Source organism: Microbacterium sp. SORGH_AS_0454 (assembly GCF_031453395.1).
Lineage (GTDB): Bacteria > Actinomycetota > Actinomycetes > Actinomycetales > Microbacteriaceae > Microbacterium.
On record NZ_JAVIYS010000001.1, the window covers coordinates 276602 to 294705 of the forward strand.

An 18104-nucleotide genomic window follows, 5' to 3' on the forward strand; every position below is an offset into this window, starting at 1 on the left:
TCAATCGATGTAGCGTGGGGCTTCATGATCCGGTACGAGCTGGAGGCCGCCGACATCTCGGCGATCCGTTTCGGTATCTCCCCGTTGTCGGAGCTGGGGCTCGGACTCCGCGCCCTGTCGCAACCGGAGGGGTACCCGCTGCAGGCTCCGTGGCTCCGGCAGATCGCAGACGTGCGCCCGCTCCTGGATCTCGAGGTGCTGCTCGCGCTGATCAACGACCGCAAGTGGACGGCCGACTTCGTCAACCCGCGGCCCGCCTCCCCTCTTACGTCGTTCGACGACGAACTGGCGGAGCTCGGCCGCATCTCGCGGGCGCGCTTGCACACCGATCTCGAGCGGGTGCACGGGGAGGTGCCGACGGTTTTCCGCGGGCGCCACGATCTCGTCGTCGCTCGTCTGCAGCGAGCGCTCGCGACCACGTGGGACCTCTGCTTCGCGCCGCACTGGGCGCGCATGAGCGCGGTCCTGCGCTCCGACATCGCCTACCGTGGGCGCATCGCCGCGCAATCCGGCATGGGTACGGTCCTCAACGGCCTGTCGGATGCCGCGCGCTACGACGGACGACACCTCGACGTGCGGTTGTGGAACCCCGAGATCCGCCGCCGACCGGTCCTCGGCGAAGGCCTCACCCTCGTCCCGTCGATCTTCACCGTCCGCGTCTCGACGCCCATCGACGACGACCTCCCTCCCACGGTGATGTACCCCGCGCGCGGGCAGGGGGCGATGTGGTCCACCAGCGCGCAGCCCGCACCCGACGCCGTCGTCGACCTGCTCGGTCGCACGCGCGCGACACTTCTCGTGGCGCTGGGTGAGCCGGCATCCTCCACCGATCTCGCCCTGCAGCTCGGTGTCTCCACCTCCGCGATCAACCAGCACCTGCGCGTGATGGAACGCGCGGGGCTCTTGAACCGCACGCGATACGGACGCGCCGTGCTCTACTACCGCAGCGCCGCGGGCGACGCGCTGAACCCCTAAGCGCCTGGGGACTTCGCCCGCGAGGGCTGCACGCGCGGCGGCTCGCCCGGCATCTTCGGGAACTCGGGCGGGAACGGCAGCTCGCCCAGCCCGGCGTCGAGGTCGCGTTGCCACCATTCCAGCAGCGTGTCGATGCGTCCGGGCTTCTCGCTGAACCCCGCCCACGGATCCCCGATAGTGCTCAACCGCTCGGGAATCGAGCGCACGGTGAAGGCGAGCGGGTCGATGTCGTCGAGTTCGTCCCAGGTCACCGGCGTCGACACGGTCGCGGTCGGCAGCGCTCGGGGCGAGTAGGCACCCGCCATCGTGCGGTCGCGGTTGGCCTGGTTGAAGTCGACGAAGATGCGCTGACCCCGCTCTTCCTTCCACCAGCTCGTGGTCACGGCATCCGGCATCCGTCGCTCCAGTTCGCGCGCGGCGGCGATGACCGCGTGCCGGACGTCGAGGAACTCGTGCGTCGGCTCGATCGGGCAGAACACGTGCAGGCCGCGGTTGCCGCTCGTCTTGATCCAGGCCTCGAGGCCCGCTTCGCGAAGGACCGTGCGCAGTTCGTGCGCCGCGCTGACCGCCTCGGCGATACCCGTTCCCGGCTGCGGATCGAGGTCGATACGCAACTCGACGGGGTGGTCGGCATCGCTCGCGAGAGAGGCCCAGGGGTGGAACACGATCGTGTTCATCTGCGCGGCCCACACCGCCGACGCGATCTCGCCGAGGAAGAGCTGCGGATGCCGGCGCCCGCTGTTGTACGTCACGGTGACGGCCTCGACGAAGTCGGGCGCCCCCTTCGGCGGGTTCTTCGAGAAGAACGCCTCGCCACCCACCCCCTCGGGAAAACGCTCGAGCGACACCGGCCGATGCCCGTTCGCCGCGATGAAGGGGTCGGCGACGGCGATGAGGTACTCGGCGAGCTCGCGCTTGGTGATACCCACCTCGGGCCACAGCACGCGATCGGGGTTGGAGATGCCCACCTCGCGATTACCCTCGGGGCCCGGCACGGTCAGCGTGATGCGGGGGGATGCCATGTCCCGACGCTAGTGCGCGGGCGACGGTCGTGTCTGCCGGGTTGCGCGAGAGGGCGGAAGCCGTGTTACCCCGGAGACGTCTTCGAGCAGAGCGGGCGCCGCCTCGCTGTCCAGCCCGAGTCCTGGCATCCGGCAGCCGTTTACGCTCGGACCATGACCTCCGCAGCCGCCCGGACCGCCCTCGACATCGCCGACTGGCGCCGACGCGTCTTCGCGCTGTACGACGCGGTGCGCGAAGCCGACGATCCCGAAGACGCCCACGAGCTGTGGCGCATCGAGCGCGACGCGCTGTTCGCCGATCACCCGGCCACTCCCCTGCTCCCGGAGCAGCGCGAAGGGTTCGTCGGCCTGCCACTCGCACCGTACGACGCCGCGTGGCGCTTCGAGGTACCCCTGCTCGACGCCGACGAGGCCTCGTTCGTGGCCACGACCGGCACCGACGGCGAGGTCGGCTTCGAACGCATCGGTCGTGTCGAACTGCCCGAGACCGGATCCCTCGACGTGTGGCGGCTGACGTCGTACGGCGGCGGGCTGTTCGTGCCGGTTCGGGATGCCGCGGCCGGCCGCCCCGGGGGCACCTACGGCGGCGGGCGTTATCTGCTCGACACCATCAAGGGCGCCGATCTCGGCCGGGGTGCCGCGCCCGACACCCTCGTCATCGACTTCAACTTCGCGTACAACCCCTCGTGCGCGTACGACCCGATGTGGGCCTGCCCGCTGGCCCCGGCCGGCAACGTGCTCCCGGTCGCGGTGCCGGTCGGCGAGCTGTACGGGGTCTGACACGGACGACGGCGGGCCGCCCCGAGAGGGAGCGGCCCGCCGTCTTGTCGTCGAGTCAGGCGGTGGGCTCGGAGCCCTCTTCCGCCAGAGCGATCACCGGAGCGAGCTCGTCGCGGTCGATGCGGATCCACGGGCCGGCAGGATCGATCAGGATGCCGGTCAGTGCGGCGTCACCGGCCAGAGCCTTCGCGAGCTGTGTGCGCTGGATGGGCAGCGGCTGGTCGCCACGTCCGAGGGCGAGGAGCTCGAGCGGGTGCGTGAAGACCTCGAGGAAGCGCTCACCCGTGACCGACCGCGACTCGGCGACACCGATCGGGCCGCCCTCCTCGGAGCGGTTCACGCCGATCCACAGGGGAGCCTCGGCGACGATCGCGTCGACGATCCTCGACGCGGTGGAGTCATCGCGCGTCTCGCACAGGGCGGTCTTGATGCGCAGTTCGGGGTCGACCTCGGCGACCATGCGCTCGAGGAGAGCCTTGGGCAGCACGGCGCGGTTCGGCTGGGAGGCGGGGTCGAGGATGATGCCCGCGTAGGGACCGGCGAGCACGTGACGCAGCAGCGCCATGACGGGCTGGCCCATCGCAGACGTGTCGCGGTCGCCGTCGGCATCGACGCTGGCACGCAGGGCGAGTCCGCCGCTGTAGGCGAGGACGAGCTGCTCGTCGCCGTTGTTCGCGACGGCGAGCGGGAGGTCCTTGCCCTCGGCGAGGAGCGCTCGGGCGTCGCCCTTCACGCGGAGGAAGACGTGCCCCTGCAGCAACTGCCGCGCGATGTTGAGCAGCTGAGCGGGCTCGGGCTGCCCGTCGACCTCGGCGAGGGCATTGCCGAGCAGGACGTTGTCGCGAAGGCCCGGGACCGTCTCGGGTGCCTCGGGGGCCTCCATCGCGCCGGGCTGGCGTGCCGAGGGACGAGCTGCCACGGGCGGAGCCGACGAGGGCTCGGGAGTGTCGGGGCCGGCGCCCACCCCGCGGAACGACGACATCGAGATGCCCACGGTCGGGGCGGCTTCGGCCGGAACCTCCGCAGCCGGAGCGGCATCGCTCGGGCCCGCGGGATCGACGGGCTGTTCGCCCGGCTCGATCGCGGTGTCGGGCCGGTCGGCCGATACGTCGTCGGAGTCGGACTTCTTGCGGCGCGAGAAGAGAGCCATTGCGCAAGCCTATCCGGGCGGTCCGCGGGCCGGGCCCGGCGGGGTGCCGCGAACGGCGTCCGCGCCCCGGTCGAGGCCGCGACCGCATCGCGTTCCTGCGCGGGACGGCGCCCTCCGGGCACCGATAAACACGATCAGCGCCCATAAACGCGAGGAGCACGCGTTTCTGCGAGTGGATCGCGTTTATGCGTGGGAGGGACCCGCGCGAGCGCCACGCCGCCGCGCCCACGCCCGCCGCACCCGCGCCCGCCGCACCCGCGCCCGCCGCACCCGTGCCCGGCCCGCGCCCGGCCCACACCCGCGGCACCCCGCCCGCGCCCGCGCCCGCGCCCGTGGCACCCCGCCCGCGCCCGCGCCCGTGGCACCACACGCCGGGCGCGGCACGCCGACGGCCCGGGCGAGGAGCCCGCCAACCGCCTCGCGACGCGTTCTACAGCTTGGTGATGGGCGCGATCTTGACGAGCAGCTTCTTCGGCCCGACCGTGTCGAAGCGCACGTGCGCCACGCGCTTGGCGCCTTCGCCGGTCACGGCGTCTACACGGCCCTCGCCGAAGTCGTCGTGACGGATGCGGTCGCCCGACGCGAGCTGCATGTCGCCGTTGTCACGGACCTTCGCGGGGATGCGGTTGGGGAACTTGCTCGGGTCGGCCGGCGCGCGCTTGGGCAGCGGCACGAGGTCGTCGCCGTAGCGGTTACCCGCGCTCCCGGCCTGGCCGGGGCGTCGTCCGCGGGCGTTGAGCGCACGCGACTGCGAGCCCCCGCGGCCGTTGACGTCGCCGGGCGACTGCCGCCAGTCGATGAGGTCGGCGGGGATCTCCTGTAGGAACCGGCTAGGCATCGCGACCGTGACCTCGCCGAACTGCGCGCGGGTCATCGCGAGCGAGAGGTGAAGACGCTTGCGGGCGCGGGTGATGCCGACGTAGAACAGCCGGCGTTCCTCCTGCGGCCCGCCCGGCTCGTTCGCCGAGATGCGGTGCGGGAGCAGGTCTTCTTCGACGCCGGTGAGGAACACCGCGTCGTACTCGAGGCCCTTCGCCGTGTGCAAGGTCATGAGCGACACCGAGCCCGACGCGTCGTCGAGGTCGTCGGCATCTGCCACGAGGGTGACCTCGGTGAGGAAGTCGATGATCGTGCCCTCGGGGTTGTTGCGCGCGAACTCCCGCGTCACCGCGACGAGCTCGTCGAGGTTCTCGAGACGCGCCTCGTCCTGCGGGTCTTTGCTCGTGCGCAGGGCGTCGAAGTACCCGCTCTTGTTCAGCAGCAGCGTGAGACCCTCGGTGACCGACGTGGAGGGAGCGAGCTCTCCGGATGCCGGGAGCATGACCGCCGTGGCCTCGGTCAGCACCGCGTCGAGCTGGTCGATGGCCTTCTGCAGCTTGGGGCCGACGCCGATCTGGGCCGAGTTGGCCAGGGCATCGCGGAAGGTGATCCCGTGCTCGGCGGCGTAGCGGGCGATGGCCGTCTCGGTGACGTCGCCGATACCGCGGCGCGGCCGGTTGAGGATGCGCCGGAGGGCCATCGAGTCGGCGGGATTGGCCACGGCGACGAGGTATGCGAGGGCGTCTTTGATCTCGGCGCGCTCGTAGAACTTGGTGCCGCCCATGATCTTGTAGGGCACGGCCGAGCGGATGAAGATCTCTTCGAGCGCACGCGACTGCGAGTTGGTGCGGTAGAACACCGCGACGCCCGAATAGTCGACGCCCTTCTTGTGGAGTGCCTCGATCTCGTCGGCGACGAACTGCGCCTCATCGTGCTGCGAGTAGCCGGTGAAGCCGATGATCGGATCGCCGGCACCGACGTCGGTCCAGAGCTTTTTGTCTTTGCGGTCGAAGTTGTTCGAGATCACCGCGTTGGCCGCGGAGAGGATGTTCTGCGTGGAGCGGTAGTTCTGCTCGAGCAGCACGACCTTGGCGCCCGGGTAGTCGCGCTCGAACTCGCTGATGTTGCGGATGTCGGCGCCGCGGAACGCGTAGATCGACTGGTCGGAGTCACCGACGACGGTGAGGGATGCGGCGTCTTCGCCCGCCGGCTCGGCGTCGAAGATCATCATGCCGCCCGACGAGAACGGCTCGGCGTCGGCGCCCGGAGGCCGTGTCAGCTCGTGGATGAGCGCGTATTGCGCGTGGTTGGTGTCCTGGTACTCGTCGACCAGGATGTGCCGGAACCGCTTGCGGTACCGGTCGGCCACCTGCGGGAACGCCCGGAACAGGTAGACGGTCTGGGCGATGAGGTCGTCGAAATCGAAGGCGTTGGCGCGCTGCAGCTCACGCTGGTACGAGCCGAAGATCTCGACGAACACGCGCTCAGCCGGGTCGCTCATGTTCGTGGATCGCGCGTAGGACTCGGCATCCGCCAGCTCGTTCTTCAGCTTCGAGATGCGGCTCTGGGTACCGGCCGGGGTGAGGCCGAACGAGTCGCCCTCGTGCTCTTTGACGAGACGCTTGATGAGGGCGCGGGAGTCGCCGGAGTCGTAGATGGTGAACGACTTGGTGAAACCGAACTGCTCGGCCTCGCGGCGGAGAATGCGCACGCAGGCGGAGTGGAACGTCGAGATCCACATGCCGTCGGCCTTCTGACCGATGAGCTGGTGCACGCGCTCGCGCATCTCGCCCGCGGCCTTGTTCGTGAAGGTGATCGCGAGGATTTGGCTGGGATACGCCTCGCGCGTGCGCAGCAGCGAGGCGATGCGCCGCGTGAGCACGCTCGTCTTACCGGAGCCGGCGCCCGCGACGATGAGCAGCGCCTGGCCGCGATAGGTCACGGCCTCGCGCTGCGGACCGTTCAGCCCCTCGAGGAGGTCGGCGTCGGGTCGGGATGCCGACGGTCCGGGACCGTCGACGATGAGGGGCGTGGAGGCGTCGGTCATGGCGGGGTCAAGTCTAGGCGGGGCCTCCGACATCGGCCCCGTCGGGCTCAGCTCCGCGCCTCCCCCGCCGCACCCGACGACAACAGCGACTGCGCGCGCGAGAAGTGCTCGGCATCCACCGTCACGTCCCAGCGCTCGGCCTCGAAGCCCTGCACCGACGAGAAGTCGCGGCGTCCGCCCGTGAACGCGTGCCCGGCGAAACCGAAGACGGCACCCCAGACGGCTCCGAGCACGAGGCCCAGCAAGACGAAACCGAGGAAGCCGTTGACGCTGAGCAGACCGATCAGCACGCCGATCATCAGGCCGAACCAGGCCCCCGACGCGGCACCGAGCCCGGCCGCGCGACCGCGCGTGAGGCGGCCCGTCACCTGCTCGACGATCCGCACGCCGGTTCCGACGATCGCGGTGTGCTCGACGGGGAAGCCCGCGTCGGACAACCGGTCGACGGCGGCTTGTGCCCCGGTGTAGTCGGTGAAGCTCGACAGGACGCGGCGTTCGGGCGTGGCCCGGGTGATGTCGGACATGGCGGTTCCTTCCCTCGGTGGCCCCACGCTAACGGCGCCTCCCGCTCGCCGCGGGGCGGTTGCGCGTCGAAGGAGCCCGGGTTAGGGGCCGAGAGTCAAACCCGCACGCCATTCAGCCGACACCTGGACGATGGAGGCATGCGCCTGATCCTCAACGTCCTCTGGCTCGTCCTCTCGGGCTTCTGGCTCTTCCTCGGCTACCTCGCCGCGGGGGTCGTGCTGTGCATCTTCATCGTCACGATCCCCTGGGGCATCGCGTCGTTCCGTATCGGTCTGTACGCCCTGTGGCCGTTCGGTCGTGAGATCGTGGCGAAGAGGTCGGCGGGAGTCGGCTCGTTCCTCGGCAACGTCGTCTGGGTGATCCTCGCCGGATGGTGGCTGGCCCTGGGCCACGTCTTCACCGGACTGCTGCTGTGCGTCACGATCATCGGCATCCCGCTCGGGATCGCGAACTTCAAACTGGTCCCGGTGTCGCTCATGCCGCTGGGCAAAGAGGTGCGTGAGATCGGTCGCGGCGGGCCGTTCGACCAGACCCTGGGACGCTGACGCTCAGCGCCCGTACACGCGGCGCGGCAGAGCGAGCAGGATGCCGACCACCAGCGCGACCCCGCCGATCACGGCCGTGGTCGTCATGATCTCGAGGGGAAATGCCCCTTCGCGTGCTCCGCTGAAGCGCGCGAGATCCCAGGGAAGCACTCCGATCTGCTCGTTCCAGGAGCGGAGCGCGTCGTGCGCCCCCATCACCGCGATGGTCGCCGCGGGCAGGGCGTAACCGACGCCCATCCCGGCGAGGGCGACGCCCGCAGCGCGGCGGCGGCCGAGCTGCGCCGAAAGCGACCACCCGGCCACGACGAACACCCACGCCACCAGCGCGAAGGCGACCGCGAGGTAGACGATGCGCACCCCCGGCTGCGCCCAGATCGTCGACCAGACGCCGTCCGGCCCCGACAACGACACGGCCGACAGCGCGACCACGCACCGCAGTACGAGGGCCCCGCCCACCGCCGCGGTGATCGGCCAGGGCGAGCGGCGCCCGAGCAGCAGACGCACCGTGGCGGCGAACACGAGCCACCCGGCGACGGCGATGAGGATGCCCCAGAGCCCATCGCGCGGCGTCTGGACGACCCGCGTCATCACGAGGAGCGCACCGGGCACGAGGATCATGAGCCAGCGGTCCAGCGGCAGCAGGCCGAGGCTCGACTCCCGCGACCGCCACGGCCGGGTGGAGGCGATCCACGACGCGCGTGCGGCAGCGGCGCCGGGTCGTCGAACCAGACGCGTGCGCGCGGCGATCGCACCGATCAGCAGCCAGACCACGCCGAAGACCAGCAGCACGCGCGCGACCCATTCCGCCGTCGGGTCGACCGTCACCTGCTCGCGCGTGAACGGATCCACCAGCACGGCCAGAACCGTGCCGACGGCGAGGAGGATCACGGCGACGCTGAGAGCCAGGATGCCTCGCCCCGCCGTCGTCGCCATGTACCCACGTTACCCGCCCGTTCCTGGGCTTCCGCCCGGCCGGCGGCGGGCATCGGAGCGGGTGAATTCGAGCGTGGGCCGGGGTGACGGCATCCGTTCCGCTCGAGCATCGCCGTCCCGCGGTGCCCACCGCCGACACGCCGTCCCTCGCCCCCGGGAACCGGCGTGTCCCGCCCCGACTCCGCCGGACGGTCCCGGATGCCGGGAACCCACCGCCCCGCCCGACCGAAGAACCCGCCGCCCGACACCGCCCCCGACCGACCCTCACGCGGAGTCCACCGCCGACACGCCGTCCACCGCCCGTGGAGACCGGCGTGTCCCGCCCCGACTCCGCCGGACGGTCCCGGATGCCGGGAACCCACCGCCCCGCCCGACCGAAACACCCGCAGCCCGACACCGCCCCCGACCGACCGTCCCGCGGAGTCCACCGCCGACACGCCGTCCCCAAGCCACGGCAACCGGCGTGTCCCGCCCCGACTCCGCCGGACGGCCCCGGATGCCGGGAACCCGCCGCCCCGCCCGGCCGAAAAACCCGCAGCCCGACACCGCCCCCGACCGACCCTCCCGCGGAGTCCACCGCCGACACGCCGCCCCCCAGCCACGGCAACCGGCGCGTCCCGCCCCGACTCCGCCGGACGGTCCCGGATGCCGGGAACCCACCGCCCCGGGCTCACCCCCTGTCGTGCACGGTGACGTGGTAGCCGTCGGGGTCGGCGAAGGTGAAGGTGCGGCCGAAGGGGCCGTCGATCGGAGCCGTGACGATCAGGTGTCCGGCGGCGGCGAGGTCGTCGTGCATCTGTTGCACCTCCGTGGCGTGGAGCCAGACGGCGACGCCGACTCCGGGCTGGGCGATGCCGGTGAGGTCGGTGCCCGGCGCGAGGTCGCGCAGGGCGAAGGCGATCGGCGCGGTGTCGAAGACGACGGCGTGGGGAGGGCCGGCGGGCGAACGGCGCAGGCCGAGGTACTTCTCGTAGAAGGCGTGGGAGGCGGCGAGGTCGCGCACCTGGAGTGAGATGAAGTCGGGTCCGGTGACGGGCATGAGGCGCTCCTTGTGTGTCAGTTATCTGACACGAAGCGTATGTCAGAATACTGACATGGCGCAAGAGTCCATCGACCTGAACACTTCGCTCGGCTACCTGCTGAAAGAGGCGGCGAGCGCTCTGCGTGCGGCGATGGAAGACGTCCTGCGCCCCCTCGGAATGACGATCACGCACTACTCCTGCCTCGAGCTGCTCGCCCAGCGGCCCGGCCTGTCGAACTCCGACCTCGCACGCGGCGCCTTCGTCACCCGGCAGTCGATGAACGTGCTGCTGCAGAGCCTCGAGCGCGACGGCATCGTCGAGCGACCGGACACCGCCCCTGTCGGCAAGGCGCTCCCCACCCGCCTCACCGAGAAGGGTCGATGCACCCTCGCTGCGGCGAGCGCCGCCGTCCGGTCCGTCGAGAAGCGCATGCTGAGCGCAATGACGGATGCCGAGCAGGCCGCCGCCCTGCACGCGTTGCGATCGATGGTGACGGCGCTTCGCGACTGAGGCGCGCGGCGACGCGAGGATTGTGTAACAATCCATGCATGCTTCCCGCCCTCGCGATCCTCGCCGCGGCACTGTGCTTCTCCACCACGGGCACAGCGCAAGCGCTCGCGGGCGTCGATGCCTCACCCCTCGCGGTCGGGGCGGCGCGGATCGTGGTGGGTGGCGGCATCCTGGGCCTTCTGGCCCTGACCCGCCGAACGCCGATGCGGGCGGCGGGCGGCTCGCGCGGGTCGACGTCCGCCCTGATCGCCGTGGCAGCGGTCGGGGTCCTCGCCTACCAGCCCCTGTTCTTCCTCGGCACGCGCGAGAACGGTGTCGCGATCGGCACGGTCGTCGCCCTCGGCTCGGCGCCCATCGCCACCGGGATCGCGGATGCCGTGCGCCTGCGCCGCGCCCCGTCACCGCGCTGGATGCTCGCGACCGCCGTCGCCCTGCTCGGGGTCGTTTTCGTGTCGGGCATGACCGGCGGCGCGACCGCGCTCGCCCCGGCGGGCCTGCTCGCCTCGGCGGGCGCGGGAATGTCGTACGCCCTCTATACGGTGTGCGGCAAAGCGCTGATCGAGAGGGGGTGGAACTCCACGCGCGTCATGGGGGCGGTGTTCGGCGTCGCCGCCGTGGCGAGCCTGCCCGTGCTCCTGCTCGCCGGAACGTCATGGCTCCTCACCCCGAACGGTCTTGCCCTCGCCCTGTGGCTCGGGGTGGTGACGACGGCGATCGCGTACCTGCTGTTCGGGTGGAGCCTGGCGCGCTTGAGCGCCGTCACGGTGTCGACGCTGACGCTGGCCGAACCCCTCGCCGCCACCCTGCTCGGCCTCTTCGTGCTGCGCGAGCAGCTCACGCTGGTCAGCGGCATCGGCCTGGCCCTCATCGCGGTGGGCCTCGCCGTGGTGTCGGCTCCGTCTCGTCGCGGTGAGGAGGTTCCGGATGCTGCGGCACGGGCCTGACGCGAACGAAGGCGCTGGGGCGGGCCGCACCCCGCCGGGAGAGGCCGAGCGCATCGCCGCGGACGCCGCGGCACTCACGACCGCAGCCGTGCGCCGATCTTCGCTGTCCGCCCCCGGCCCCCGCACCGCCGACGCGGTCGCCGCCGCCGTCCGCTCCGAGATCCTGTCGGGCGAACTCGCGCCCGGCACCCCGCTGCGGGAAGAGGATCTCAGCGCGGCTCACGGCGTCTCGCGGCACACCGCGCGCACCGCTCTCGCCACGCTGACCGCCGAGCGCCTCACCACCGCCGAGCCGTACCGCGGAGTCCGCGTGTCCCTTCTCGACGACGACGCCCTGACCGCCCTGCAGCAGTTGCGGTGCGCCCTCGAGACCGAGGCCCTGCGGATCGTGCGCGATCGCGGCATCCGCCCCTCCGCCGTCGGCGCCGCGCTCGATGACCTGGCCGTGGCCGAGGCCGCGGGCGACTGGCCCGCCACCCTCGATGCCCACGCTCGCGTGCATCTCGCACTCGTGGACGCGTCCGGCTCTTCGCGCATCGCGGAGGAGTACCGCCGCCTCGACGGCGAGATGCGGCTGCTGCTCACGCACGTGCGGCCGGCTTACGCACCGGGGGCATTGACGGAGGAGCACCGCGCGTACGTCGAGGAGGCGTTGCGAGACCCGGAGCGGGTGGTCCGCGCGCACCTCGAGCACTCGACGCGGGCGATCATCGACGGGCGCGCCGGTCGCTGACGGGCGCCCCGAGCGCCACACGACGACACATCGCGTCACGCCGCGCAACGCCTCTTCGCCCATCCCGCACCCCGGGTTAGCGTGGGGACACATCGCGGCGATCCGGGCGGTCCCGGGCCTCGGCTCATAACCGAAGGCGTGGCGGGTTCGACTCCCGCCGTCGCGTCTACGCCTCAGCGGAGACCGCGCCAGCATCGCGCACGGCCGGCCGACGCTTGCGCACCTCGCGCAACACGATCTGCTCCGGGCACACCGTCGACAGGAAATCACCCACCGACAGCGCCAGCCGTTCGCCGACGAGCGAGTACAGGATGCGGTTCGCGTCACGCCGCTCCGAGATGAGACCGGCTTGGCGCAGCACGCCGAGGTGCCGCGAGATGGTCGGCCCACTCGCGTCGAACCGCGCCGCGATCTCACCCGCGGCCATCTCGCCGTCTTTCAGATCTTGCAGGATCTGGCGCCGTGTGGGGTGCGCGAGAGCCGCGAAGATGTCGGATGCCGTGTCGGTCACGAAACCCAATCTAGCACTGTAGCTAAATTGCGTGTAGCTTCTTCGCTAAATAGCGAAGGATGACTCATGACCGAGCAGACGAACACGCGGGTCCGAAAGAACCCCGCATCCCGCCTCCCGCCGATGGCCGCGACGATCGCCCAGCGCGTGCTCGTCAACTACCGCGTCGACCCCGACGTCGCCGGGTCTCTGCTACCTCAGGGCCTGCGCCCCCAACTCGTCGCCGGCAGCGCGGTCGCGGGCGTCTGCCTGATCCAGCTCACGGCTTTACGCCCCACATGGTTCACCCCCGTGGTCGGACACCGCAGCCGAAATGCCGCGCACCGCGTAGCGGTCGAGTGGAACACCGCAGACGGCCCGCGAACCGGCGTGTACATCCCCCGCCGTCACAGCTCCTCGCGCCTCGTCCGACTCGTCGGCGGTCGCGTCTTCCCCGGAACGCACGCCCCGGCGAGGGTCGACTTCCGCACCACCTCCGACGACCTCGCGGTCAGCGTCGACGCCGACGACCTGCGCGTGCGCGTCACGGCTCGCCGGGGTCCCGGCATCCCGTTCCACAGCCGCCTCTTCGAGACGCTCGAAGACTCGTCGGCCTTCTTCCGGAAGGATGCCGTGGGGTGGTCCCCCACGCGCTCCGGCCCGCTCGAGGGCCTCCGGCTCGACACCGACGCGTGGCGCGTGGAGCCGCTCGCCGTCGCCGACCTCTCGTCGACCTTCTTCGAGACCCTGCCCGCCGGCGCCGCCGAGTTCGATCACGCCCTGCTCATGCACGACGTCCCGACGCGGTGGAGCAGCGTTTCCGAACCCGCACCGGCCCCGTGACTGCTGCCAGACTGGACGCATGACCTCCCCCGAGCCCCAGGACGTACCCGTCGGCAGCGAGGGCATCCGCCTCGGCCAGTTCATGAAGTTCGCCAGCATCCTCGACTCCGGCGGAGACGTGAAAGAGGCGATCATCGACGGCTACGTCGAGGTCAACGGCGAGGTCGACCGCCGCCGCGGCCGCCAGCTGCAGGTCGGCGACGTCGTGACCTTCGAGGGGCGTTCGTTCCGCGTGCAGGCCTGAGCCGCAGCGCGACGCGAAAGGCCCGCCACCCCGAAAGGGGAAGCGGGCCTCGAAGCACCCTGCGCTCGTGACACAGGATGCCGCTCGAGCTCAGTGCTCGTCGTAGTGATCGGCGTGCAGCGCGTGACGGTGTCCGTCGTGCACGTAGTCGGCGTGGCCGTCGTGCTCGACCTTCTCGTGACCGCAGTCATCGCCGTGAGCGTGCTCGTCGACGGTGTGCTCGGCCTTCGACTCGTGCTCGTCGTAGTGGTCGCCGTGGAGGGCGTGGTGATGGGTCCCGTGCACGTAGTCGACGTGGTCGCCGTGCTCGATCTTCTGGTGGCCGCAGTCGTCGCCGTGCGCGTGCTCGTCGACGGTGTGCTCGGCGTGGGTCTCAGCGATGCTCATTGTTCGTTCCCCTGGTCGTTCGGTTCCTGGACGTGGGCGATCGCATCGAGCACGACATGAGCGACGTGCTGGTCGGCGAGGGCATAGCGGATCTCTTTGCCCTCGCGTTCCGAGCTGACGAGCCCCGACTGCCGCAGGGTCCGCAGGTGCTGTGACACCAGCGGCTGCGAGAGTCCGGCGCGCTCGGCGAGCGCGCCGACCGTGAGCGGTTCGCGGCTCAGCAGCCAGACGAGCGCCAGACGCGACTCGTTGCCGAGAACCTTGAACAGCTCGGCGGCCTCGTCGAGCCCCGCGATCTTGTCCACGACACCTAGATCACCACACACATGCACGGATTGCAATGTGTTCACCTATCTGGGAACGGTTCTCGTTTCCGTTATCGCAGCGACCCGGCGATCACCCCTGCCGACCCTTGAAGCGCGGGTTCAGCTTGTTGATCACGAACACCTTGCCGCGCCGACGCACGACCTGCGCACCGGGCTGTTTCTTGAGGGACTTGATCGACGCTCGGACCTTCATGGCATCCTCCTTGTTGATAAGCGTTATCAATAACAAGCTAGAGTGTCCCCACTCCCCTGACAAATGAGAGGTGGATGCCATGCCCCGCACGATCGCCATCATGGGCGTGTGCGCCCCCGAGCGCCGGACCTACGCGGAACGGACCGCCGTCGCCCTGTCGCGGCCCCTTCATCTGCTGCGGTACGCCGACCTCCGCGTGCCCCACGCGCTCCCGCTCCCCCGGCCGCGCGCGGACGACACCGCGTCCGTGGTCGATCTCGGCACCGACGTCGACCTCATCCACTCGATCGCGGCCCGCGGCGGATCCGAGGTCGAAGCGGTGTGCGTCGTCGACGCCCGCCACATGATCGGCGACCTCCTCGACGACGCCCCCCTGTCGGCATCCGCGAACCACGGTGACACCCGCGGTGACGTCGGCGCGCGGGCGCGTCAGGCCGCCCTCGCGCTGGAGCTCGCGACCCGCATCGTCTGGGTGAACTGGGAGCAGGTGCCGACCCCGGCGCTGGCGGTGCAGATGGCACTGGCCTCGCACCTGAACCCGACAGCGGTCGTCCGGCTGTCGCGCGACCCGGTGAGCGACCTGCACTCGACCGCGACGCACGAGGGCGAGATCCTGGAGCGCGCCGGATGGGTGCACGCCCTCAACGGCGAACACGACCCCTACATGCGCGACAACCGCGTGATGACGCTCCGCTACGAGCAGCTGCGGCCGTTCCACCCCGCGCGCCTCTCGGCGGCACTCGACCGGCTGGACGCGGGCGCTGCCGGACGCCTGGTGCGCTCGGCGGGCTTCTGCCGCCTGGCGTCTCGCCCCGGCATCCTGGCTCGGTGGGAGCACGTGGGCTCCGCGATGTGGATCGAGCCGCTCGGCACCGACGACGGCCGCATGGGTATGGGCCAGGAGATCGTCTTCACCGGGCTCGATCTGTCGGCACCGAAGCTCGCGCACGTCCTCGACCACGCGGCCCTCACCGACGACGAGCTCGCCGCCGGGCCCTCGGCGTGGCTGGCGTTCGATGACCCCCTGCCTGCCTGGCCCGCGGTGGATTCGTCGATCCCGGATGCCACCGACTGACCGTGTCAAGCCGGTCGCCCGCACCGCACCGGAGGAGGAACGTGAGCGCATGAGCACTCCTGACATCCCCTCCCGCCACTCCGACGACGCTCGCGCCGACTCGGCCGCCCCCACCGACGCCGTCACCGACGAGGTCCGCGAAGACGCCGCCGAAGCCGAGGAGCACGTGAGCCTCGACGACCACACCGGCGACGCCCTCGACGGCGACGACGCTCCCGCAGCCGACCCCGGGTTCCCGGCGGCCGAAGGACACGCCTGAGTCTCGCAACGAACCGGAGGGGCGCTCATCCTGATCCAGGAGGGCGCCCCCCGCCCGTTCACGCGGACACGGCCACCGTGAGCCATGACCGGTGGCACGCCCAGCGGGCGACGGCGGCCGGCGGCCCGCGCTAGGCGATGCGCGTCCCGGGCGGGAGCCTCTTCGCGGGCGTGCGCGTGCGGGCGACGCCCCATGCGAGCAGACCGCCCGCCAGCAGCAACTGGACGAACAGCCCGACGAACCAGCTCGGCGCGGTGCCCGCGACTCGCTGCTCGGTGCTCGGGTAGGCATCGACGTTCCACCCGCGGGATTGAGCGCATCCGTCGAACGACGTGGTCGCGTCGGGAGCGATCTGCGCCAGACGGACGCCGGAGGCGATCTGCGAGAACAGGTCGGTCGGGTAACCGTCGACGTACGTCGGCGGAGTCGCGTCGGCGAGGATCACGAAGGGGTTCGCCGCGAGGATCCACCACACGCGATCGAAACGCGGCTGCTCGGAGAGGGTGCGGGACTCGACGCACGGCAACTGGTCGTAACTCGGGCAGTCGGTCGAGCGCACCGGGGCGCCGGGGTCGCACCCGGCAGGGATGGCGTTCCAATCGACCTCACGACTGATCGTCGTCGTCTGGGTGCGCAGAGCCGCACCCCCGAGCCCGAAGGCGATCAGCGTCCCCACCGTCAACGCCGCCACCAACAGATACGTCGACGCGACGGAGAAGATCGGCCGGGCGATCACCGCGCTCAGCCCCACCCCGATCGCTGCGACGACGCCGACCTCGATGATCAGGATGCCGAGCGACGTCACGATCGCACCGGGGTTGAGCGCTCCGGCGAGGGTCGCAACGACGAGGAACGGCAGCGCCACCACGAGGAATGCCAGTCCCGAGATCCACGCGGCGAGGAACTTGCCGATGACGATCTCGGCCGTCGTGACGAGAGTGACCTGGACGGGGGCGAGGGTCGCCGCATCCCGATCGCCGTTCACCGCGCTGCCGCTCAGCGTCGGTGAGACCAGCAGCGTGAGCAGCAGCACGAGCATGATGACGAGCGAGAAGAACCATTCGCTGCCGCCCGTCGTGAGCGAGAACGCGGCGAACGAGAGGCTCAGCAGGGCGATGAGGATGACCGCGAAGATCCCGAGCAGCACGTACCAACCGACGGAGCGCACGCGCTGACGCAGCTCGATGCCGATGATGGTGCGAAGGCGATGCAGGTTCACGAGGCGCTCCCGTCGTCGGTACGGTCGGCGGGCGGCTGCCAGGAGCCGGGTGGTGCGGGATCGACCACGGGCGTGGAAGGGCCCTCGGGGGCGGAGGCACCCTCGGGGGCGGACGGCGATGCGTCGGCCCGCAGATCGAGGAACGCGTGCTCGAGATCGCCGACGGCCGGGGCGAACTCGACGATCGGCAGCCCCGCGCTCACGAGCGAACGCAGACCCGCGACGGCGCCCGCCTCGTCGACGAAAGGCACGAGCACGTCACGCCGGTCGACGCGCACCTCGCCGGCCGTGCGCCCGAGGGCGGCCGCGACGTCGTCGCGCACGGCGTCCGGGGAACGCGCGACGTCGGCGGGGACCCGCACCCGCCACACCCGCACGCGGGTCGCCGCGGCCGCGACGCGGTCGGTGCCGACGGTGCGCCCGTCGACCAGGAAGACGGCGTCGTCGACGACCTCTTCGAGCTCCGCGAGCACGTGGCTCGAGATGAGGATGGTGCGCCCCTCGGCCGCCAGCCGCCGCAGCAGCACGCGCAGTGCGATGCGCGCTTGAGGGTCGAGGCCCGAGGCGGGCTCGTCGAGCAGCAGCACCCGGGGGTCGTGCACCAGAGCACGCGCCAACGCCAGTCGCTGCTTCTGCCCCCGTGACAGCACCCGGGCGGGAGAGGCGGCGAGCGCGCCGAGGTCGACGAGCTCGAGCAGGTGGTCGGCCCGGGCCCGCGCGTCCTCGCGCGAGAGGTCGTAGAGCTGCGCGGTCGCCACCAGCACCTCGCGCGAGGTGAGGCTCGGCCAGGCGCCGAGGGAATCCGGCATCCATCCCAGAAGACGACGCGCGCCGGCGGGGTCGGACACGGGATCGATGCCACCGATGCGCATCTCGCCCTCGTCGGGTCTCAGAAGCGACGCGAGCATGAGCATGAGCGTCGTCTTGCCCGAACCGTTGGGCCCGACGAGTCCGGTGACCCGGCCGGGCAGGGCCGTGAACGTCACCTGCTGTACGGCGTGCACCGCTCCGAAGGAACGTTTGACTCCCGCGACGTCGATACCGGCATCCATAGCCTCACCAT

Annotated in this window: 22 protein-coding genes and 1 tRNA gene; 11 read left to right on the forward strand and 12 right to left on the reverse strand. The window is 71.0% G+C overall.

Annotated elements, in window-relative coordinates; genetic code table 11:
- The first annotated feature begins 24 nt into the window (after positions 1-24).
- Positions 25-975, forward strand: coding sequence for a helix-turn-helix domain-containing protein (locus tag QE454_RS01190; RefSeq protein ID WP_307458849.1), 951 nt, complete (start codon positions 25-27; stop codon positions 973-975).
- Here the strand turns inward: QE454_RS01190 and ligD are convergent.
- Complete coding sequence (gene ligD / locus QE454_RS01195; protein ID WP_307458845.1) at positions 972-1997, reverse strand: non-homologous end-joining DNA ligase; 1026 nt, start codon at positions 1995-1997, stop codon at positions 972-974. The two genes, QE454_RS01190 and ligD, sit on opposite strands and share 4 nt — an antisense overlap.
- A gap of 153 nt (positions 1998-2150) precedes the next feature.
- Between ligD and QE454_RS01200 the strand changes: the two genes are divergently transcribed.
- Positions 2151-2777, forward strand: a complete 627-nt coding sequence (locus QE454_RS01200; RefSeq protein ID WP_307458841.1) for a DUF1684 domain-containing protein — start codon at positions 2151-2153, stop codon at positions 2775-2777.
- A 55-nt stretch (positions 2778-2832) separates the two neighbouring features.
- Here QE454_RS01200 and QE454_RS01205 read toward each other — a convergent pair whose 3' ends face one another.
- The 3 genes from QE454_RS01205 to QE454_RS01215 all read right to left on the reverse strand — a co-directional run bounded on the left by QE454_RS01205 (position 2833) and on the right by QE454_RS01215 (position 7317).
- Positions 2833-3927, reverse strand: coding sequence for an SseB family protein (locus QE454_RS01205; RefSeq protein WP_307458838.1), 1095 nt, complete (start codon positions 3925-3927; stop codon positions 2833-2835).
- Between the two features lie 430 nt (positions 3928-4357).
- Positions 4358-6793, reverse strand: a complete 2436-nt coding sequence (locus QE454_RS01210; RefSeq protein ID WP_307458835.1) for an ATP-dependent helicase — start codon at positions 6791-6793, stop codon at positions 4358-4360.
- A 47-nt stretch (positions 6794-6840) separates the two neighbouring features.
- Positions 6841-7317 (reverse strand): general stress protein, encoded by a 477-nt coding sequence (locus tag QE454_RS01215; RefSeq protein ID WP_307315242.1) that lies wholly within the window; start codon positions 7315-7317, stop codon positions 6841-6843.
- Between the two features lie 138 nt (positions 7318-7455).
- Between QE454_RS01215 and QE454_RS01220 the strand changes: the two genes are divergently transcribed.
- Positions 7456-7863: a YccF domain-containing protein gene (locus QE454_RS01220; RefSeq protein ID WP_210072255.1), complete on the forward strand. Its 408-nt coding sequence runs from the start codon at positions 7456-7458 to the stop codon at positions 7861-7863.
- A gap of 3 nt (positions 7864-7866) precedes the next feature.
- On the opposite strand, the gene QE454_RS01225 is transcribed toward QE454_RS01220, so the two are convergent.
- Entirely contained in the window at positions 7867-8796 is a 930-nt protein-coding gene (locus tag QE454_RS01225; protein WP_309668499.1) for a hypothetical protein, read from the reverse strand.
- A gap of 670 nt (positions 8797-9466) precedes the next feature.
- A complete protein-coding gene (locus tag QE454_RS01230) occupies positions 9467-9835 on the reverse strand; it encodes a VOC family protein (protein WP_210072257.1) in 369 nt (122 codons plus the stop codon).
- A gap of 55 nt (positions 9836-9890) precedes the next feature.
- Here QE454_RS01230 and QE454_RS01235 point away from each other — a divergent pair, with 55 nt between their 5' ends.
- The 4 genes from QE454_RS01235 to QE454_RS01250 all read left to right on the forward strand — a co-directional run bounded on the left by QE454_RS01235 (position 9891) and on the right by QE454_RS01250 (position 12171).
- Positions 9891-10328, forward strand: coding sequence for a MarR family winged helix-turn-helix transcriptional regulator (locus tag QE454_RS01235; protein ID WP_307458824.1), 438 nt, complete (start codon positions 9891-9893; stop codon positions 10326-10328).
- Positions 10329-10366: 38 nt separating this feature from the next.
- Positions 10367-11272: a DMT family transporter gene (locus QE454_RS01240; protein WP_307458820.1), complete on the forward strand. Its 906-nt coding sequence runs from the start codon at positions 10367-10369 to the stop codon at positions 11270-11272.
- Positions 11253-12005: a GntR family transcriptional regulator gene (locus QE454_RS01245; RefSeq protein WP_210072260.1), complete on the forward strand. Its 753-nt coding sequence runs from the start codon at positions 11253-11255 to the stop codon at positions 12003-12005. Before QE454_RS01240 ends, QE454_RS01245 begins: the two co-directional genes overlap by 20 nt.
- Positions 12006-12098: 93 nt before the next feature.
- Positions 12099-12171 (forward strand) — tRNA-Met (locus tag QE454_RS01250).
- On the opposite strand, the gene QE454_RS01255 is transcribed toward QE454_RS01250, so the two are convergent.
- Entirely contained in the window at positions 12172-12516 is a 345-nt protein-coding gene (locus QE454_RS01255) for a metalloregulator ArsR/SmtB family transcription factor (protein ID WP_210072261.1), read from the reverse strand.
- Positions 12517-12582: 66 nt separating this feature from the next.
- Between QE454_RS01255 and QE454_RS01260 the strand changes: the two genes are divergently transcribed.
- Entirely contained in the window at positions 12583-13338 is a 756-nt protein-coding gene (locus tag QE454_RS01260) for a DUF2071 domain-containing protein (protein ID WP_307458813.1), read from the forward strand.
- A gap of 19 nt (positions 13339-13357) precedes the next feature.
- On the forward strand, positions 13358-13582 hold the full coding sequence (locus QE454_RS01265) for an RNA-binding S4 domain-containing protein (protein WP_210072263.1): 225 nt from the start codon (positions 13358-13360) through the stop codon (positions 13580-13582).
- Positions 13583-13672: 90 nt separating this feature from the next.
- Here QE454_RS01265 and QE454_RS01270 read toward each other — a convergent pair whose 3' ends face one another.
- From QE454_RS01270 to ykgO, 3 genes are all read right to left on the reverse strand, one after another.
- On the reverse strand, positions 13673-13969 hold the full coding sequence (locus QE454_RS01270) for a hypothetical protein (RefSeq protein WP_267786196.1): 297 nt from the start codon (positions 13967-13969) through the stop codon (positions 13673-13675).
- Positions 13966-14274 carry a helix-turn-helix transcriptional regulator gene (locus QE454_RS01275; protein WP_267786195.1) on the reverse strand — a complete coding sequence of 103 codons (309 nt, stop codon included), beginning with the start codon at positions 14272-14274 and terminating at the stop codon, positions 13966-13968. Before QE454_RS01275 ends, QE454_RS01270 begins: the two co-directional genes overlap by 4 nt.
- Before the next feature lie 91 nt (positions 14275-14365).
- Positions 14366-14488, reverse strand: coding sequence for a type B 50S ribosomal protein L36 (ykgO, locus tag QE454_RS01280; RefSeq protein WP_056226526.1), 123 nt, complete (start codon positions 14486-14488; stop codon positions 14366-14368).
- A 79-nt stretch (positions 14489-14567) separates the two neighbouring features.
- Here ykgO and QE454_RS01285 point away from each other — a divergent pair, with 79 nt between their 5' ends.
- Entirely contained in the window at positions 14568-15563 is a 996-nt protein-coding gene (locus QE454_RS01285) for a GTP-binding protein (RefSeq protein ID WP_307458811.1), read from the forward strand.
- 49 nt (positions 15564-15612) lie between these two features.
- The gene (locus QE454_RS01290) at positions 15613-15822 is read left to right on the forward strand and encodes a hypothetical protein (protein WP_210072266.1); all 210 of its coding nucleotides are present in this window, start codon (positions 15613-15615) and stop codon (positions 15820-15822) included.
- Positions 15823-15952: 130 nt separating this feature from the next.
- On the opposite strand, the gene QE454_RS01295 is transcribed toward QE454_RS01290, so the two are convergent.
- Together QE454_RS01295 and QE454_RS01300 are read right to left on the reverse strand one after the other, a co-directional pair.
- On the reverse strand, positions 15953-17041 hold the full coding sequence (locus QE454_RS01295) for an ABC transporter permease (RefSeq protein ID WP_210072267.1): 1089 nt from the start codon (positions 17039-17041) through the stop codon (positions 15953-15955).
- Complete coding sequence (locus tag QE454_RS01300) at positions 17038-18093, reverse strand: ABC transporter ATP-binding protein (RefSeq protein ID WP_307458805.1); 1056 nt, start codon at positions 18091-18093, stop codon at positions 17038-17040. The genes QE454_RS01295 and QE454_RS01300 overlap by 4 nt, the downstream gene beginning before the upstream one ends.
- Between the last annotated feature and the right edge of the window lie 11 nt (positions 18094-18104).

Bases quoted from the DNA above. Each gene is read 5' to 3' on its own strand.
- QE454_RS01190 (WP_307458849.1), top strand. From the start codon at position 25: ATGATCCGGTACGAGCTGGAGGCCGCCGACATCTCGGCGATCCGTTTC.
- ligD (WP_307458845.1), bottom strand. From the start codon at position 1,997: ATGGCATCCCCCCGCATCACGCTGACCGTGCCGGGCCCCGAGGGTAAT.
- QE454_RS01200 (WP_307458841.1), top strand. From the start codon at position 2,151: ATGACCTCCGCAGCCGCCCGGACCGCCCTCGACATCGCCGACTGGCGC.
- QE454_RS01205 (WP_307458838.1), bottom strand. From the start codon at position 3,927: ATGGCTCTCTTCTCGCGCCGCAAGAAGTCCGACTCCGACGACGTATCG.
- QE454_RS01210 (WP_307458835.1), bottom strand. From the start codon at position 6,793: ATGACCGACGCCTCCACGCCCCTCATCGTCGACGGTCCCGGACCGTCG.
- QE454_RS01215 (WP_307315242.1), bottom strand. From the start codon at position 7,317: ATGTCCGACATCACCCGGGCCACGCCCGAACGCCGCGTCCTGTCGAGC.
- QE454_RS01220 (WP_210072255.1), top strand. From the start codon at position 7,456: ATGCGCCTGATCCTCAACGTCCTCTGGCTCGTCCTCTCGGGCTTCTGG.
- QE454_RS01225 (WP_309668499.1), bottom strand. From the start codon at position 8,796: ATGGCGACGACGGCGGGGCGAGGCATCCTGGCTCTCAGCGTCGCCGTG.
- QE454_RS01230 (WP_210072257.1), bottom strand. From the start codon at position 9,835: ATGCCCGTCACCGGACCCGACTTCATCTCACTCCAGGTGCGCGACCTC.
- QE454_RS01235 (WP_307458824.1), top strand. From the start codon at position 9,891: ATGGCGCAAGAGTCCATCGACCTGAACACTTCGCTCGGCTACCTGCTG.
- QE454_RS01240 (WP_307458820.1), top strand. From the start codon at position 10,367: ATGCTTCCCGCCCTCGCGATCCTCGCCGCGGCACTGTGCTTCTCCACC.
- QE454_RS01245 (WP_210072260.1), top strand. From the start codon at position 11,253: ATGCTGCGGCACGGGCCTGACGCGAACGAAGGCGCTGGGGCGGGCCGC.
- QE454_RS01260 (WP_307458813.1), top strand. From the start codon at position 12,583: ATGACCGAGCAGACGAACACGCGGGTCCGAAAGAACCCCGCATCCCGC.
- QE454_RS01265 (WP_210072263.1), top strand. From the start codon at position 13,358: ATGACCTCCCCCGAGCCCCAGGACGTACCCGTCGGCAGCGAGGGCATC.
- QE454_RS01270 (WP_267786196.1), bottom strand. From the start codon at position 13,969: ATGAGCATCGCTGAGACCCACGCCGAGCACACCGTCGACGAGCACGCG.
- ykgO (WP_056226526.1), bottom strand. From the start codon at position 14,488: ATGAAGGTCCGAGCGTCGATCAAGTCCCTCAAGAAACAGCCCGGTGCG.
- QE454_RS01285 (WP_307458811.1), top strand. From the start codon at position 14,568: ATGCCCCGCACGATCGCCATCATGGGCGTGTGCGCCCCCGAGCGCCGG.
- QE454_RS01290 (WP_210072266.1), top strand. From the start codon at position 15,613: ATGAGCACTCCTGACATCCCCTCCCGCCACTCCGACGACGCTCGCGCC.
- QE454_RS01300 (WP_307458805.1), bottom strand. From the start codon at position 18,093: ATGGATGCCGGTATCGACGTCGCGGGAGTCAAACGTTCCTTCGGAGCG.